Origin of the sequence: Paenibacillus sp. FSL H3-0457, assembly GCF_037981725.1 — a bacterium.
Taxonomy (GTDB): domain Bacteria; phylum Bacillota; class Bacilli; order Paenibacillales; family Paenibacillaceae; genus Paenibacillus; species Paenibacillus amylolyticus.
Map to the genome: position 1 here is coordinate 3,034,370 of NZ_CP150283.1, position 17,615 is coordinate 3,051,984.

Genomic DNA, 17,615 nt, shown 5'->3' on the forward strand with positions numbered 1-17,615 from the left:
GGTTCTTGCGGATGGATAACCAAGTCAAGCAAGCGTATGAAGCAGCCAAGGCATTGTATGCCCAGCACGGAATTGATACGGACGAGGTACTGAACAAACTCGCGGAGATCAAAGTATCCGTACACTGCTGGCAAGGCGATGATGTCAAAGGTTTTCTGAATAAAGATGGGGAGTTAACAGGGGGCATTTCCGTTACAGGTCAATATCCGGGGGCTGCCACCACACCTGTAGAGCTTCGTAACGATCTGGAGCAAGCTTTTGCTCTGATTCCCGGCAAACATAAGGTCAATCTGCACGCGATTTACACAGATACAGACGAGCAGGTTGAGCTGGATCAGATTGAGCCAAAGCATTATGAGAACTGGGTAAAATGGGCCAAAGAACAAGGACTCGGTCTAGACTTCAACCCAACATGTTTTTCCCATGAAAAATCAAGTGATGGGTTCACCCTCAGTCATCCAGACCCTGAGATTCGCAAGTTCTGGATTGATCACTGCAAGGCATCCCGCCGGATTGGTGCTTATTTCGGGGAACAGCTTGGTCAGACTTGTGTAACCAATGTATGGGTACCGGACGGATTCAAGGATAATCCGGTTGATCGGTTGACACCACGCAAACGTCTCAAAGAATCGCTGGATGAAGTATTCGGCGAACCACTTAACCCGGAGCACAACCTGGACGCGGTAGAGAGTAAGCTGTTTGGTCTCGGTTCGGAAGCATATGTGGTGGGTTCTCATGAATTCTATATGGGTTACGGTTTGCAAAATGATACGTTAATCTGCCTGGATGCGGGTCATTTCCATCCAACAGAGGTTATTTCTAATAAACTGTCGTCCTTGTCTTTGTTTACAAGTGGCATTCTGCTTCACGTAAGCCGCCCGATGCGTTGGGATAGTGACCATGTGGTAATTATGGACGATGAGTTGCTGGAAATTGCCCGTGAACTGGTTCGACATGATCTGCTTGCGACCACACATATTGGACTGGATTTCTTTGATGCAAGCATTAACCGTGTAGCTGCATGGGTTGTGGGGACTCGCAACACGATCAAAGCCCTTCTCCGAGCGATGCTCGAACCAGTGGATGCCTTGAAACAAGCCGAACTGGAAGGGGATTACACATTGCGCCTTGCCTTAACGGAAGAGTTCAAATCCTATCCGTTTGGCGCAATCTGGGACTACTATTGTGCTCAGCAAGGCGTACCAGTTCGTGAAAAGTGGATCACCGATATCAAAACCTATGAACAAGACGTATTACTACAGCGTGATAAATCATTGGTGTAACCGCATTTATTTTTCGTATAAACCACTATGGAATGACTATTCCATGGTGGTTTTTTTGGCATAATCACGCTGAAATGCATAACTGAGGCGATTGCTTCCATACTAGGAATATAGATCCGTATCGCATACGATTGCCACGCAGAGGAGGAATAATAGAGTTGAATCTAGCCCACAACAAACTGTATATCGCTGCACTTGGCGGCGTGAATGAAATAGGGAAGAATATGTATTTCATCCAGTACCATCAGGACATCATCGTGATTGACTGTGGTTCGAAGTTTCCTGATGAGACATTGCCTGGTATTGATCTGATCATTCCGGATGTAACGTATCTGCTGGAGAATCTGGATAAAGTAAGGGGTCTTGTGGTTACCCATGGACATGAAGATCACATTGGTGGCATTCCGTATTTGTTAAAACAAATGAACATCCCGGTGTATGCATCCAGGCTCACTCGTGGGCTGATCGAACTTAAACTGAAGGAGCATGGGCTGCTGCGCAAGGCCGACTTGCATACGATCGATGCTCATTCCAGCATTACGCTGGGAGGGATCGAGGTTTCCTTTTTTGCAACCAGTCATAGTATACCGGATTGTCTTGGTATCTTTTTTCAGACCCCAGCAGGAAATGTTGTGCATACCGGAGATTTCAAGTTTGATATGTCGCCTGTACATGGACCTTTCCCAGATCTGCACCGCATGGCCGAGATTGGCAAACAGGGTGTCCATATTTTGCTCTCCGAGAGTACGAATGCAGAAAGACCTGGATTTACACCTTCCGAGCGTGTTGTGGGAGACCACATCCTGGATGCCTTTATCCGTGCAAAACAAAAAGTATTTATCTCCACCTTTGCGTCGAATGTCAGCAGGGTACAGCAGATTGTGAATGCAGCATTCGAGACAGGCCGCAAACTGGCCCTGTTGGGCAGAAGTATGGTGAATGTGGTATCGGTGGCCAGTGAATTGGGGTATCTACAAGTTCCTGACGGATTGTTGATTGAAGCTATCGATTCGGATCAGTTTCCATCAGAACAAGTTGTTGTATTATGCACCGGTAGCCAGGGAGAAGCGATGGCAGCATTGTCACGTTTGGCATCCGGTAAACATCCTCACGTTAGAATTAACGCCGGGGACACGGTCATTATTGCGGCCGGAGCTATTCCGGGCAATGAGAGGAATCTTGCACATGTGATTGATAACTTGTATGTTCTCGGAGCACGTGTGATATATGGTTCAAGTGGTGCAGCTGGAATGCATGTCTCCGGACACGGCAGTCAGGAAGAACTCAAGTTGATGCTGACCCTGATGAAACCGGATTATCTGATTCCGATCCACGGTGAGTTCCGCATGTTGTATCAGCACAGACTGCTTGCGGAGTCCGTAGGTGTAGAGCGTGATCATGTGTTCATCGTGAATAATGGGGACATGGTCCAATACAAAGACGGCACTGCTTCTCTGGGTCCCAAAATTGCGTCGGGCAACAGCCTCGTAGACGGTCTGATCATGGGCGATGTCGGCAATATTGTACTGCGTGATCGCAGGCAACTGTCATCCGATGGCATGCTGGTGATTGTGACTACGCTGAGCAAAACGGAAAAACAGATGGTCACGTCACCTGAAATTATCTCCAGAGGGTTTGTATTTGTTAAGGATTCGGAAGAATTCATGCATGAGATTCATGAGCTGGTTCTAAACCGAATGGGGGAGTTGACCGGTGCAGGTGTGAATCAGTGGAATGTGATCAAAAGGAAGCTGAAAGACGAGATCGGTCACTATATTTACGCTCAAACAAAAAGAAGACCTATGATCTTGCCTATTATTATTGAAGTCTGAGACCGTAAGGAAAAGGGAATGTTTTTGTGCGGATGGTCTGAGCAAACGTGTATATTGAAATTTAACAGCCTGATGAATGTAGGATCATACTTCTGTATGAACGTCACATTGCCATCGGGCTTTTGCTGTTTATTCGGAGTTGTACAACCGTGATGTGCATTAAATTGAGTATGAATCAAATTCGCCATAGGTTTGCGATTCGAAGTATAATAAAAGGTAAACAAGTTAATGAAAATAAGAGGAGTCTTTATGAATAAAACGATTTCTGATATCGCTCAGATGGCAGGTGTGGCAAAAAGCACGGTCTCTCGCTTCCTGAATGGCGGATCGGTTAGTGAGGATACACGCCAGAAGATTGAGCGCATTATCAAACAATACAACTATGTTCCCAATACATTTGCACAGAGTCTGAAGGCTAAGAAGACCAGTATCATCGGTACGGTTGTGCCACGTCTTGATTCTTTTGCAACATCACAGACATTGATCGGAATTGATGAAGAACTGCGGAGTAATCAGTATCAGATGCTGATCGCAAATACAAGTCAGGACATGCAGCGCGAGATTGATGCTATCTATGATTTTGCACGACAGAAGGTATCGGGTATTATTCTGCTGGCTGCTGAAGTGACCGAAGCACATCTGAAGGCCGTTGAGGATATACGGATTCCGGTGTTATTGGTAGGGCAGCAACATGAGCAATTGCACAGTCTGGTTCACAATGATGATCAGGCAGGTTATGAGATGGGCAGATATGTCGTCGAACAGGGTCACCGCAAGATCGTGTATATGGGGGTTAGCGAGAAGGATCGGGCGGTAGGGATCTATCGTAAACAAGGGTTCCAGCGAGCAATCGCCGAGTGTGGTGGATGTGAAGTGAAGTATTATGAGACAAGCTTTAAGATGTCTGAAGCCATCGTTACCGCTGAAGCCATACTGAAAGAGACCACACCAACGATCATCGTGGGGGCCACGGATAATATCGCACTGGGTGTGATGAAGATTGCGTTCTCCAATAAAATCCGCATACCGCAAGATTTGTCTGTTACGGGATTTGGCGGATATGATATTACGGAAATGATTCATCCCACGCTGACGACGGTGAAATATCATTATTTGCAGGCGGGCAAAGTAGCGGCGAATCACATTATTCGACTGGTCAAAGGCGAGTCGGTGGAGGAACGAACAACACTGGACGTAGAACTAATTCCTCGAGAAAGCGTTGACAAATTATAAAAACATCCTTTATGATAATTCCATCGAACCGGTTCCATTGTGAATATCCAATTGGGATATGCGAACACGGGCAGGCACTAATGCCATATGGAATTATTTTTTTGTGCCCAATGGAACCGGTTCCTATATTTGATTTTCGTATAAGTTAAATAAGAAATAAACATTTACGGAGAGGGCAGAAAAAAACTGAAGAAACGTAGTGTTCGCCTTTAGCACCGGATTTCACCCTTTAGAAAAGGGATCAGGAAATCTGGGGATAACAGCGATCGGAGGATTGTTCTGCCATCGTAGTCCCAGTGTGAAATTTCTTGGTCTAACTTATATAAGCAAGAATGGAGAACAGCTATGAAAATGACTAGAGAGCAACGCTACAGACGAATTGAGCAGGCGGAGCCTGGAGAGATTGCGAAGCTTGAAGCACAGATATCCGTATGTCCTTGGAGACAAAGTTATCACATTCAGCCGATAACAGGTCTACTTAATGATCCTAACGGCTTTGCATATTATCAAGGCTATTATCATCTGTTCTATCAGTGGTTTCCACTTGGGACAGAACATGGCATGAAATACTGGTATCATACCCGCTCGAAGAATCTGGTGAACTGGGAAAATGTCGGGATTGGAATCGAACCGGGTGGCAGGTATGACTCACACGGAGCTTATTCCGGTAGCGCAATTGAAAAAGACGGCAAGCTGCACTTGCTGTACACGGGCAATACCAGAGATGAGGATTGGGTCAGACATCCGTATCAATGCTTGGCAGTTATGGATGAAAGCGGTTCAGTAACCAAACTGAATGATCCCGTGATCTCGTCTGTGCCAGCCGGATACACGGAACACTTCAGAGATCCCAAGGTGTGGAAACAAGGAGACACGTATTATTGTGTAATTGGTGCGCAGAGATCAGACGAGACGGGATGTACAGTGCTGTATCGCTCCATTGATGTGAACAACTGGGAGTTCCTTGGTGAAATTCGTACGCAATTAACCTCCTTTGGTTACATGTGGGAGTGCCCGGATTATATGGAGATGGACGGGAAAGGTGTACTTGTCTTTTCCCCGCAAGGCTTAGATGCAGCGGGAGATCATTATCAGAATATTTTTCAATCCGGTTATCTGATCGGTGAGCCGCTCAATCTTCAGACGAGAGAGTTCAATCATGATGAATTTCAGGAGTTGGATCGTGGATTCGACTTCTATGCGCCGCAGACGATGCAGGGCCCGGACGGAAGACGTATTCTGGTTGGATGGATGGGACTTCCCGATCTGGAATATCCAACAGACGATAGTGGCTGGGCTCATTGCCTGACCATTCCTCGGCAATTGTCATTCCGTGACGGCAAGTTAATTCAACAACCGGTTGCAGAGATGGTCCAATTACGTCAGCAGGATAAAGGTACACATGTTCGCGCAACAATTGATAATGAGAGTCGATCTTTCACTGGTTTTAATGGGATTGCCTATGAACTGATATGTGAGATAGGCCATATAGAAGCAGAGGTTGTAGGCATCGAATTCCGGGCAAATGGAACTGAAAAAACGGTTCTTCTGTATGATCGGATTCAGCAGAAAGTTGTCTTGGATCGGACCATGTCTGGTACCGAGCTGGCAGAGCAGAATGGCGTTGTACGGCAGTGCACACTTACTGCGGAAGTGATTAAGTTCCATCTGTTCGTAGATTCGTCCTCGGTCGAGATCTTTGTGAACGATGGGGAAGAGGTCTTTACCAGCCGCATTTTCCCAAGCCGGGACAGCGTGGACATTCGTTTCTTTGCACGCGGAGGCAAAGCTGATTTTGAAGCAACTCAATGGAATTATTAAGTATTACGTGAGAGGAATGAGATAACATGTCGGAGAATCAACGGATTGCCCAAGAAGTCATTCATGCCATCGGGGGCAAAGAGAATATCGCATCATTTGCACATTGTGCAACTCGTCTTCGCATCATGGTGAAAGATAAAGAAAAGATTGATCAGAAAACGGTCGAGAATATTGAGAAGGTGAAAGGCGCCTTTTTCAACTCAGGTCAATATCAGATTATCTTTGGTACGGGAACAGTGAATCGAATCTTTGAAGAGGTTGAGAAGCTGGGCATCGAAGGAACGTCCAAGGAAGATGTGAAGAGTCAGGGGAAAAAAGAAGGAAATGCTTTTCAACGGGCTATCCGCACGTTTGGTGACGTATTTGTACCCATCATTCCCGTACTGGTAGCTACAGGACTGTTCATGGGATTGCGCGGATTACTTACCCAGAATGAAATTCTGGCGTTATTCGGTGCAACACCGGATGATATCTCGGCCAATTTCCTGTTGTTCACTCAAATCCTGACGGATACGGCATTTGCATTTCTACCTGCACTTGTAGCGTGGTCCGCATTCCGCGTATTTGGCGGAAGTCCAGTACTTGGTATCGTACTGGGGCTAATGCTGGTCAATCCTGCATTACCCAATGCTTACGCTGTGGCAGATGGATCAGCACAGCCGCTGCATATGTTCGGTTTTATACCTGTCGTGGGTTATCAAGGTTCGGTTCTGCCCGCGTTCTTTGTAGGTTTGATTGGAGCCAAGTTTGAGAAGGTATTAAGAAGACGGGTACCCGAGGCACTGGATTTAATTCTGACTCCTTTTATTACGTTAACGGTTATGATCACACTTGGACTATTCGCGATTGGTCCCGTATTCCATTCCCTAGAAGAGTGGGTGCTGCATGGAACAACTGCCGTATTGGATCTTCCGTTTGGCATCGCAGGTATTATCATTGGATTCTTCCATCAGATTATTGTCGTTACCGGTGTACATCACATCTTTAATTTCCTGGAGATTCAGCTACTGGAGAAAACGGGATTCAATCCGTTCAACGCCATCATTACCTGTGCCATGGCAGCACAAGGAGCGGCTTGTCTCGCAGTCGGTCTGAAGACCAAAAATATGAAACTCAAAGCACTCGCATTACCTTCTTCCTTGTCCGCATTTCTGGGCATTACGGAGCCAGCGATCTTCGGAGTTAACTTGCGTTATATGAAACCATTCATTATGGGACTTGTTGGTGGTGGTGTTGGTGGTTTCATCGCTTCCCTGTTCCATCTGCAAGGTACGGGCATGGCTGTAACGGTTATTCCCGGTACACTGCTCTATCTGAACAGCCAACTGCCGTTGTATATCTTGTCCAACGTAGTTGCCATGGCGATTGCATTTGCACTTACCTGGTTCTTTGGCTATAAGGATCAACCAGTTGCAGAGGAATCCGCAAGCAATGACAACAGTGGAGTAACATCAACTGAAGTTAAAGCAGTGGACTCTAATCCGCGTATTAATTCAGTTACCGATGCCGTTACAAGCAATCGTCCTAAAGTAGATCTGCTCGAAATAGCTTCGCCGATGAATGGTACAGTCGTTGCTCTGGAGCAGGTTCCTGACCCGGCGTTCTCGGAAAAACACATGGGTGAAGGCATTGCCATTGAGCCATCAGAAGGTAAAGTGTACGCACCGTTTGATGGAGTCATCGCACATGTCATGAACAAGAGTAAACATGCGGTGATTCTGGAGCATGAGACGGGTGTACAGATGTTGGTTCATATCGGAATTAATACGGTTGGACTGAAAGGAAACGGTTTTACCGCGCATGTGAATAGCGGAGATCGTGTAACTGCAGGTCAATTGTTGATCGAATTTGACATGGATGTCATTCAGGCTGCGGGTCTGCCGGTGATTACACCTGTGTTGATCCCTAGTGGAAACGAAACCATAGCAACTGTTACAGCAGCCTCAACAGGTCATGTTCAAGCCAATGGGGAAGCGGTGCTGGTAGTGAAATTTACTGAGCCACAATAGTGGCACGTTATAAGGGGAATGGGAGAGATGTATCTCTCCCATTCCCCTTTTTTGTGTACAATCGTATGAAATTAAAGAAACGGATCATCAATATTCTAATTAAACAAAGTGTTCTAGCACACAAGGTAACACCAGTGTAGGATTATCCAATCGACACCCTATGAAAAACAAACGTTAATCGTGATCCTACAGGCCAGCGTGACGCTTCAGTCGCTCTGCAATCTGCATTAGATCTTCCGCGGATATCCCTGGCGCAAATTCTTCCGGCAGATCAGGTAGCTCAGGCACTGGTCCCCCATACCCCGGCAAGCCTGCAAAAGCCTCCAGTTTACCGCCATCGGTTGGGTGTGTTCCTTTCCAGATCTGGGCAATGCCCTGATAATCCTTGTCACTAAACGTGTACAGTCTGCGGTGCTCGCCCATGGCTTCCCATTTACGTGTCGTTTCAAAAGCTTTATTATCCAGTTTTGGAATAGGAAACATCTTTGTTACATCCACACCCGTTGCAATTTCCAGTGCCTTGGCATACGCCAGAACGTGCACACCGCCGCGAACAAGCAGATAACCTGTCATTTCTCGGGCTGTTTTGTTGTCCGTCATTTCGTAGACTCTCATTTTGTGAGTTCTGGCTCCGCATTCAAGAAAGAAATTATGCAGCAGATCAAAGATCAGATTGCCACTGCTCACGACATATGAACCATTCCAGGGTCTTCCCATGGAGTCATAAGGGAGCGCTGTCTGAGCCGATTCGATAAAATGTGAAGTCATCCGTGCGTCTTTGCCTACACGTAGCGGGGTAGAGTCCGGGGCGCCTGGTGAAGTTGAACCTTCAAGCATCAGGTTAATCGTATTCGCGACAAGTTCGACATGGCCGAATTCCTCCGCGGTAATACTTGCAACAATGTCATAAAAAGGACGTAGCTTGGATCTGCCTCTGAAATTAAATGACTGAAACATATAGTTATTTAATGTTGACATTTCCCCGAACTTTCCACCAAGCAACTCCTGAACTGCACTAGCTCCATTAGGGTCCGGATTATTGGATATGGGTAGTTCGATGGCAAGACGGTCTACACGTTTAAACATGACATTTCCCCCTCAGTCCTAGTTACTGTAAAAGTATGAAGGGTTACTTGTACGTTATTCGGTCGTTGGTGAAACAAAAAAACGTTCTGCCAGAGCTTAAAGCTCTGAACAGAACGTTAGATGAGTTCTTATTTGGAAGTTACGCCAACAACGCTTGTTCCATTTTTCGTGATTTTGTACGTCAGCACATCTCCGTTCCAGAAATGGAACTTAAGCGTGACTTCGCCATCATTGGTTTCATTGAAGAAGTTAGGTTTCAGTTCAATCACATTACGTTCGTAATCTGGGCTAAATGTGTAGGAGAATTCTTTGAATGGAGTCCAGTTCTGTGGGCCGGCGTTCTCTCCGTTTGCATATGTTGCTTCCATCGTGGCGAGCTGATTGCCGTTAAACGTAGTCGGAATGGCAAATGCACTGGTTGTACCTGTTGCATCGTTCAACTTAGGTGTGTCATATTTAATGATATTGAAGTTCCAGTCAGCACCTTCATTGAATCCAGCCGTGAGTGTGGCATTTACACCCAAATCACCAGAGGTTGTCAATTTGGTTAACAGATTGGATTTTAACGTAAGCACATCTTTTTTGATCGTATAGTCTTTACCTCTTACAAGAGGGGTAGTGCCATTTTTCAACGAATTGAATTTGTTCCCATTCAGATTGAGTTTTACCTTCTTATCTTGAATGGCTTCATTTTGTTTAAGATATACGAGATCCGTTTCGGCTGTGGATGAGCGACCTGTCCAGCTGGCTTTCATGGTATCAAATAATTCCTGATCAGACCAAGTAAAACTTGTGCGACCGAAGTGTTGACCGTTATCCCACAACATCGTTGTCATCTGTTTTTGACGCAGATATTGTCCAACAAATTCGAAGAATTTCAGTTTTTCGCCTTGCTCAATGACACCTGTGTGTTGGTCAAACCCAAGCAAGCCATACTCACCGACGATAACCGGAATGCCTTTCGCTGTAAAAGCATTGTATACTCGATCAAATGTATCGGTAACGTCCTCCTGTACTTCCTCGTTATACTTGGTGTAACCTGCGATGTTCACACTGAACGGCCAGAACCCGTAGTAGTGAACGGTTGCAATAATATTGGTGTCATTCAATTTCTGAATGGTCTTATTTAGTTCATCCAGATCAGGTTGAGCGGAAGAGGTATGCATCGTTGGAAGCACAAGTGGACGTGTCTCGTTGTTTCCACCCGAAGTTCTTACGATCTTGTGAAAAGAAGTATTCAATTCGTCCAGCATGCGATATCCAATCGCTGCATCCGTTGTGCCGCCTTCGGAGAAACGTGGTTCGTTAACACTTTCAAACATGAGTTTATCGGATGCATCTTTGAATTTGTCCGCAATCTGAGTCCAAGCAGAGTTATAACGTGCAAGCACGTTGTCATGGTCTTTCTCCATGTAACTGATCCAGCGCCAGGAATCATGGTGAAGATTGATCATGACGTAGAGATCCGCATCAAGGGCCCAGTTTACCACCTCTTGAACCCGATTCATGTAAGCGGAATCAATTATGTAGTCTGGTGCGTCACCGATGTGGGCTTCCCAGGTCACAGGAATACGGATACTGTTGTAGCCCTCAGCTGCGATCGACTGAATTAGTTCCTTCGTAATACGTGGGTTGCCCCAGGCAGTTTCATCTTCACCAACGGCGTCCAGAGAGTTACCCAGATTCCAGCCAGGCTCCATGGCGTTTACGTAGGTCTGCATTTTGCTTGGAGCGGCTGAGGTATTGGCCTGTTCGCTGTTGTCAGTTGCAGCTGAAGCCATAGCGGAGGAGAATAGAGATAGAATCATGGCAGTCACAAGCGTAAGAGAAAGGACTGATTTGCGGTTTTTTTTCATTAATATAGTCTCCTTCGAATAGAGAATGGTTGAACGTGAATAGCGGTTAAGCAGGGTGAAAATAGAGCTCAACGCAAACAAAAATTCACTTGTTTAATACTGGAATCACCACCGATTTATGTACTGAAAGCGTTTTCGTAATTTACTATATCATGATTTAATATTGGACAATACCTGCACAATTGGAATAAAAATCATGTAAAAATCAGTGATTTTGTCATATGAATAGATTGTGTAGTGAGCGTTTATTTCATTGGAAATGAAAATCATATGGTTGCTTTTGAATGATAATTAGATTTAAATACCCTGGGAGGGATCTAATATGAAGCTGGATGCACATCAACATTTTTGGGAATACAACGTCGCCGAGTACGGATGGATTGGAGAAGAGATGAAAATCATTCGTCAATCTTTTCTTCCAAAAGATCTTGAACCTTTATTGGTCCAATCCGGACTGGATGGATGTATTGCGGTACAAGCCAGACAATCACTGACAGAAACCGAGTGGCTTCTGCAGTTGGCAGATCGGCATGAATGTATCAAAGGTGTTGTCGGATGGGTGGACCTTTGTTCGGATGAAGTTCGGAATCAGCTTGAATTGTTCGCGTCCAATCCGTATCTGAAGGGCGTACGTCATGTCATACAGGATGAACCTGATCTGAAGTATGTATTGAGAGAAGACTTTCAGCGCGGAATTTCATTGCTTAAGGAGTATGATTTGGCCTATGATCTGTTGGTGTCCAAGGAGCAACTGCCTTATGCCGTTGAACTGGTTAAGGCGTTTCCTGAACAGCGATTTGTACTTGATCATCTAGCCAAACCCGACATAAAATCAGGTATACTCTCACCCTGGAAAGAAGCGCTTGAGTCATTGGCCGCACAACCCAATGCGTACTGTAAACTTTCAGGGATGGTGACGGAAGCAGACTGGGCAAATTGGACTCCAAAGGATTTTACAGCCTATCTGAATATCGCCATAGAAGCCTTTGGTGCAGAACGGTTAATGTTTGGGTCCGACTGGCCTGTGAGCAACGTTTCAGCTACGTATTCTGAAGTATTCGGTCTCATTATAAGTCACATTAATGGCCTACCTATACTAGATCAACAGATGATTCTTGGCGGCACATGTGCTACGTTCTATCAAATATCGTAGTGGGCAATCCGAAGCTAAACCGGTTTCAAGAAGTTGACAACTGTTCTGATTCTTGCTAAAGTTTTATCCAATCCGCATAATCATGATCTGGGAATGTTACCGATATGGGCATAACCTGAGCTGGCTTGTTTACACGTAATCGTGTACCCAGGCTGGTTCGGGTTTTTTCTATTTTATCTTTTTAATATTCTTACGATTGGAGCGGATAGCTGAATTACATATTTGGAAGGAGAATGATGATGACGAATTTTAAGTTTCCTAAAGACTTTTTGTGGGGTGGAGCCATTGCTGCCAATCAGGCGGAGGGCGCGTATCTGGAAGATGGCAAAGGGCTGAGTATTGTTGACTTGCTGCCAACAGGAGAGAACCGCAGAAGCATTATGAAAGGCAATGTTCCAGCTTTTACGCCGCTTGCTACCGAGTTCTATCCTTCGCATGAAGCAATCGATTTTTATCACCGTTACCCTGAAGACATTGCTTTATTTGCCGAAATGGGATTCAAAGCACTGCGTGTCTCCATTGCTTGGGCACGGATTTTCCCGACAGGAGAAGATGCACAGCCAAATGAAGCCGGATTACAATTTTACGATAACCTATTTGATGAATTGTTGAAAAACGGCATTGAACCTGTGGTTACATTGGCTCACTTTGATGTGCCTGTGCATCTGATCGAGAAGTATGGCAGCTGGAGAAGTCGTGAACTGGTAACTCTTTTCGAGACATACGCTACAACGGTATTCACTCGGTACAAAGACAAGGTGAAATACTGGATGACATTTAATGAGATCAACATGCTGTTACATCTTCCGTTCCTTGGGGCGGGGCTGGCGTTTAATGAAGGGGATAACATCAAGGAAATTCAATATCAGGCTGCTCACCACCAACTGGTTGCAAGTGCACTGGCAGTCAAGGCATGTCATGAGATTATTCCTGGTGCCATGATTGGGTGTATGCTCGCCGCAGGAAGCTTCTATCCGTATACTTGTAATCCGGAAGATGTGTTCCAGGGCATGGAAAAAGATAGAGAGTCCTATTTCTTCATCGATGTGCAGTCACGTGGTGAATATCCGGGTTATGCCAAACGTTTCTTCAAAGATCACGAGTTGAACATTGTTATGCAGCCGGGTGATGCGGAAATCTTGAAGAATCATACCGTAGATTATATCGGATTCAGTTATTATTCAAGTCGTACAACCAGTACCGATCCGGAAGTTATCAAAAATATGACCAGTGGTAATGTATTTGGCTCGGTAGCCAATCCATATCTGGCGAAGTCCGAGTGGGGCTGGACGATTGATCCCAAAGGATTCCGCATTACCGCCAATCAACTACATGATCGTTATCAGAAGCCGCTGTTTGTTGTTGAGAATGGATTTGGTGCCAATGACGAGGTTACACCGGAAGGTGAAGTGGATGATGCGTACCGGATTGACTACTTGAAACGACATGTAGCTGAAATGGGTGAGGCCATTCAGGATGGCGTTAACATCATTGGTTACACCAGCTGGGGACCTATTGATATTGTAAGTGCCTCCTCAGGTGAGATGAGAAAACGTTATGGCTACATTTACGTGGATCGTAATAATGAAGGTCAAGGTGAGCTGACACGACTGAAGAAGAAGAGTTTTGAGTGGTACAAAAATGTGATCGAATCCAACGGAACAAACTTGGGTGACGCGTAGTCAAAAAGGTGAATTGGATTAGTTCAGACATCAAACAATCGGAAGGACCATAAATTCACGGAACTTCCGATTGTCCTCACATTGAAAGCGTTGACATATAGTCAGGTTCGCGCTATACTTGACGCAATTATATCGTTTCTGGGATTGTTACTACTTGAAGTAGGCAAAACCTAAGCACCAAAAAAAGCAGACCACTATGTCTTGTTTATTTTGTGATGCTTCAGGTTTTTTTTGTATGCCCAAAAGACGATGTATAACTGCCAAGAGAGTGGAACGTGACGGGGGGATTGAATTGAAAATAGCAAAGGTTATCAACAATAACGTCATTAGCATCTATCAGGCGGATGGAGCAGAGCTTGTGGTGATGGGACGTGGGATTGCCTTTAAGAAAAAGCCGGGGGATAAAGTAGACGAGACCCGCATCCAGAAAGTATTTGCATTAAAAAACAAACAAACATCCGATAATTTCAAAATGCTGCTGCGGGAAGTTCCGATGGAACTGATTGAAATTGTGGAAGAGATTATCACGTATGCGCGTGAGAATCTGGGTCGAAAGCTGAATGAGAACATCTATGTATCTCTTACAGACCATATTAACTTCGCCATCGAACGTTATCGGGAAGGCGTGGAGATCAAGAACGCATTAATGTGGGAGATCAAACAGTTGTACAAGTCCGAATTCGAACTCGGCCTGAGGACGCTGGAACAGATCAACACCCGTATGAATATTGAGCTTCCACCCGATGAAGCCGCTTTTATTGCTCTTCATATTGTTAACGCAGAGATGAACGAAGAAGTTATTACAACGATGAATATTACGAAGTTTATCCAGCAGATTATTAATATAGCGAAATATCATTTCAAAATGGAATTTGATGAGGACTCTCTCAGTTATTTTCGCTTTATCACACATCTGAAGTTCTTCTCCCAGCGTGTGCTCAGTGGTACGCATTACGACAACAACTATGATCATTTCTATGACATGATTAAGGAGAAACATCCGGATGCCGCAGCGTGCACGGAGAAAATTGAGTTGTTTGTCAAAAAGGAATACAACCATGAGTTGACCAATGAAGAAAAGTTGTATCTGACGGTTCATATCGAACGAGTGGTTAATCGATAATATTTAAATGTTGACAAAAATGGTTTTATTATAATAATATGTGATTAACAGGAATTGAATACGATTTAACTGGGATTGTTACTGGTTATGCAGGCAAAACCTAAGTCATGAGAAGGTCAGGACCATTGTGTCCCCTTGCTCAAGGCTTAGGTTTTTTGCGTGCAAAAAAATCGGTAAGAGGCCTGTTTGAGAAAAAGTGGGGGTGCAGATCATGAGTCAAGAGAAACTGGCCAAAGAGATTGTAGAATTGGTTGGCGGTGAGAAAAATGTGGAATCGCTGGTTCATTGTGCAACACGATTACGGTTTGTATTGAAGGACGATGCCAAGGCAGACAAAGCCAAACTTGAGAAAACAGAAGGCATCATCGCAGTCAAAGAAAATGGAGGACAATTCCAGGTGGTTGTTGGTAACAAGGTGCCTGAAGTCTATAGTGCCATTGGACAGATCAGTAACATTCTGGACGATTCGTCAGATAAAGAAAAACCTCGCAAAGCAGCCAAAGGACTCGGGGGTATTATCGATATCATATCCAGCATCTTTGCACCACTTCTGGGTGTTATGGCGGGAGCCGGTATTCTAAAAGGGTTATTGTTGATTGCAAGCAATATTGGATGGCTGGAAACGACAGAAACAACATATACGATCCTGTATGCAGCAGCAGATAGTCTCTTCTATTTCCTGCCTCTCTTGTTAGCGGTTACAACAGCACGTAAATTCCAGGGGAATATGTTTGTTGCGATGACGATTGCAGGAGCACTGATCTATCCGTCCATCGTCACGTTGAAATCAGAGGGAACACCAACGGATTTCTTCGGTATCCCTGTCATTTTGATGAACTATTCATCTACAGTTATCCCTATCATTTTAGCTGTCATTGTCATGAGCAAGTTGGAGAAGTTCTTTAATAAAACACTTCACGATAGTGTGAAAAACTTTGTTACGCCATTGTTTTTGCTAGTGATTATGGTACCTCTGACATTGCTTGTATTCGGACCATTTGGCGTATACGTTGGTAATGGAATTGCAGCTGGACTGGTTGCCGCATTTGGATTCAGTCCATTGCTCGCAGGAGCCGTTATGGGTGCAAGCTGGCAGTTGCTCGTTATCTTCGGAATACACTGGGGCTTGATTCCGGTATTTATCAACAACGTTGCAGTGTATGGACAGGATGGCGTTAAACCGGCTGCGACAGCTTCGATCTTTGCTCAAACGGGCGCTGCTTTTGGGGTTATGCTTAAAACCAAGAACAAAAAACTGAAAACATTGGCGGGATCATCCACGTTGACGGCTCTGTTCGGTATTACGGAACCGGCTATCTACGGGGTAACATTACCACTGAAACGCCCATTCATTGCAGGGGTAATCGGTGGTGCAGTTGGTGGAGCTATCATTGGTCAAGCGGGCACATTGGCATTTGCATCCGGTGCACCAGGGTTGCTGACCTTGCCAATCTTCTACGGACCAGGTGGACAAGGTTTCCCAGGATTGATTCTGGGTATCGTAGTATCGTTTGTTGTTTCGGCTGTACTGACGTACATCATGGGCTTCAAAGATCCAGTTGAAGAAGAAACAAAAACCGAATCTACGTCATCCGCTAAGCAATCTGTTCGTGCAACGAATGCTTCAGACGAAAATGTATTTAGCCCAATCGAAGGAACAATTGTTGAATTGTCGGAAGTTCCAGATCCGGCCTTTGCATCGGGAGCAATGGGTAAAGGGATTGCGATTGAGCCAACTGTGGGCAGAGTTGTAGCGCCTTTTGACGGCACAGTTACCGTTGCATTCAAGAAAAAACATGCCTTGGCTGTAGTATCAGACACCGGTGCTGAGATATTGGTTCATGTGGGAGTTGATACCGTTAAATTGGATGGGCAACATTTTGTTTCCCATATCAAAGAAGGCGATCGGGTCCAAGCGGGAGATCTGTTGCTTGAGTTCGATATTGCACAGATTAAGGCTGCTGGTTATCATACGGTGACACCTATTATTGTAACCAACTCAGCCAACTACGAAGAAGTGATTCCGCAGGCTACAGGTCGGGTTAGTAGCCAAGAGCTTCTATTAAAGTTAAGTAGCGGTAATGTTCAGGAACAAAAGTAGATTGATGTACTAATCTGATGGCTAGTGTTTTCATCATTCCGTTGACATGGTGGAATTGGAAAATTATAATTGGAATTGTACATCTATACATGATAATGAAAGGTGGATTATTGAACATGACACATGCGATGAGACTGCGCTTCCTTCCTTTGAATCGGTAATTGAATACGTTCAAAGGCTCTGACTATTGGTTCAGAGTAAACGGGATCAGTCTGTCATTTTCAATCATCCTGACCTTAAAATAAGTGTTATACTCGCTTTCCCGTTTACGTTGAATCACAGGCCGTGGCCTGTGATTCTTTGTTTTTCTTCTGATTATCTTAATCAGTTAAATAATTAGGTAAAGGCGCTCAATACAGACTACTGGAGGTAACCGCTATGATGACGTTACTGTTCTATTGATACGAGCTGGCACGATAAGCTCGTATCGATAGAA

Annotated in this window: 11 protein-coding genes; 9 read left to right on the forward strand and 2 right to left on the reverse strand. The window is 44.9% G+C overall.

The window, feature by feature from the left end; genetic code table 11:
- The first annotated feature begins 11 nt into the window (after positions 1-11).
- The 5 genes from rhaA to MHH25_RS13635 all read left to right on the forward strand — a co-directional run bounded on the left by rhaA (position 12) and on the right by MHH25_RS13635 (position 8,178).
- A complete protein-coding gene (gene rhaA / locus MHH25_RS13615; protein ID WP_074094867.1) occupies positions 12-1,283 on the forward strand; it encodes an L-rhamnose isomerase in 1,272 nt (423 codons plus the stop codon).
- Between the two features lie 158 nt (positions 1,284-1,441).
- Positions 1,442-3,115: a ribonuclease J gene (locus MHH25_RS13620; protein ID WP_340020232.1), complete on the forward strand. Its 1,674-nt coding sequence runs from the start codon at positions 1,442-1,444 to the stop codon at positions 3,113-3,115.
- Between the two features lie 249 nt (positions 3,116-3,364).
- Positions 3,365-4,348, forward strand: a complete 984-nt coding sequence (locus tag MHH25_RS13625) for a LacI family DNA-binding transcriptional regulator (RefSeq protein WP_036608469.1) — start codon at positions 3,365-3,367, stop codon at positions 4,346-4,348.
- A gap of 345 nt (positions 4,349-4,693) precedes the next feature.
- Positions 4,694-6,169: a sucrose-6-phosphate hydrolase gene (locus MHH25_RS13630; RefSeq protein ID WP_340020233.1), complete on the forward strand. Its 1,476-nt coding sequence runs from the start codon at positions 4,694-4,696 to the stop codon at positions 6,167-6,169.
- Between the two features lie 26 nt (positions 6,170-6,195).
- On the forward strand, positions 6,196-8,178 hold the full coding sequence (locus MHH25_RS13635) for a sucrose-specific PTS transporter subunit IIBC (protein ID WP_340020234.1): 1,983 nt from the start codon (positions 6,196-6,198) through the stop codon (positions 8,176-8,178).
- Positions 8,179-8,364: 186 nt separating this feature from the next.
- Here MHH25_RS13635 and MHH25_RS13640 read toward each other — a convergent pair whose 3' ends face one another.
- Both MHH25_RS13640 and MHH25_RS13645 read right to left on the reverse strand, forming a co-directional pair.
- On the reverse strand, positions 8,365-9,264 hold the full coding sequence (locus MHH25_RS13640; RefSeq protein ID WP_340020235.1) for a manganese catalase family protein: 900 nt from the start codon (positions 9,262-9,264) through the stop codon (positions 8,365-8,367).
- Between the two features lie 128 nt (positions 9,265-9,392).
- Positions 9,393-11,120 carry a cellulase family glycosylhydrolase gene (locus MHH25_RS13645; RefSeq protein ID WP_340020237.1) on the reverse strand — a complete coding sequence of 576 codons (1,728 nt, stop codon included), beginning with the start codon at positions 11,118-11,120 and terminating at the stop codon, positions 9,393-9,395.
- Positions 11,121-11,442: 322 nt separating this feature from the next.
- On the opposite strand from MHH25_RS13645, the gene MHH25_RS13650 reads away from it, so the two are divergent.
- The 4 genes from MHH25_RS13650 (at position 11,443) to MHH25_RS13665 (ending at position 17,179) form a co-directional block, all read left to right on the forward strand.
- Complete coding sequence (locus tag MHH25_RS13650) at positions 11,443-12,273, forward strand: amidohydrolase family protein (RefSeq protein WP_340020238.1); 831 nt, start codon at positions 11,443-11,445, stop codon at positions 12,271-12,273.
- A 239-nt stretch (positions 12,274-12,512) separates the two neighbouring features.
- Positions 12,513-13,955 carry a 6-phospho-beta-glucosidase gene (locus tag MHH25_RS13655; protein ID WP_036670717.1) on the forward strand — a complete coding sequence of 481 codons (1,443 nt, stop codon included), beginning with the start codon at positions 12,513-12,515 and terminating at the stop codon, positions 13,953-13,955.
- 292 nt (positions 13,956-14,247) lie between these two features.
- Positions 14,248-15,078: a PRD domain-containing protein gene (locus MHH25_RS13660; RefSeq protein WP_047842771.1), complete on the forward strand. Its 831-nt coding sequence runs from the start codon at positions 14,248-14,250 to the stop codon at positions 15,076-15,078.
- Between the two features lie 211 nt (positions 15,079-15,289).
- Positions 15,290-17,179, forward strand: a complete 1,890-nt coding sequence (locus MHH25_RS13665) for a beta-glucoside-specific PTS transporter subunit IIABC (RefSeq protein ID WP_340020239.1) — start codon at positions 15,290-15,292, stop codon at positions 17,177-17,179.
- Positions 17,180-17,615 lie beyond the last annotated feature (436 nt).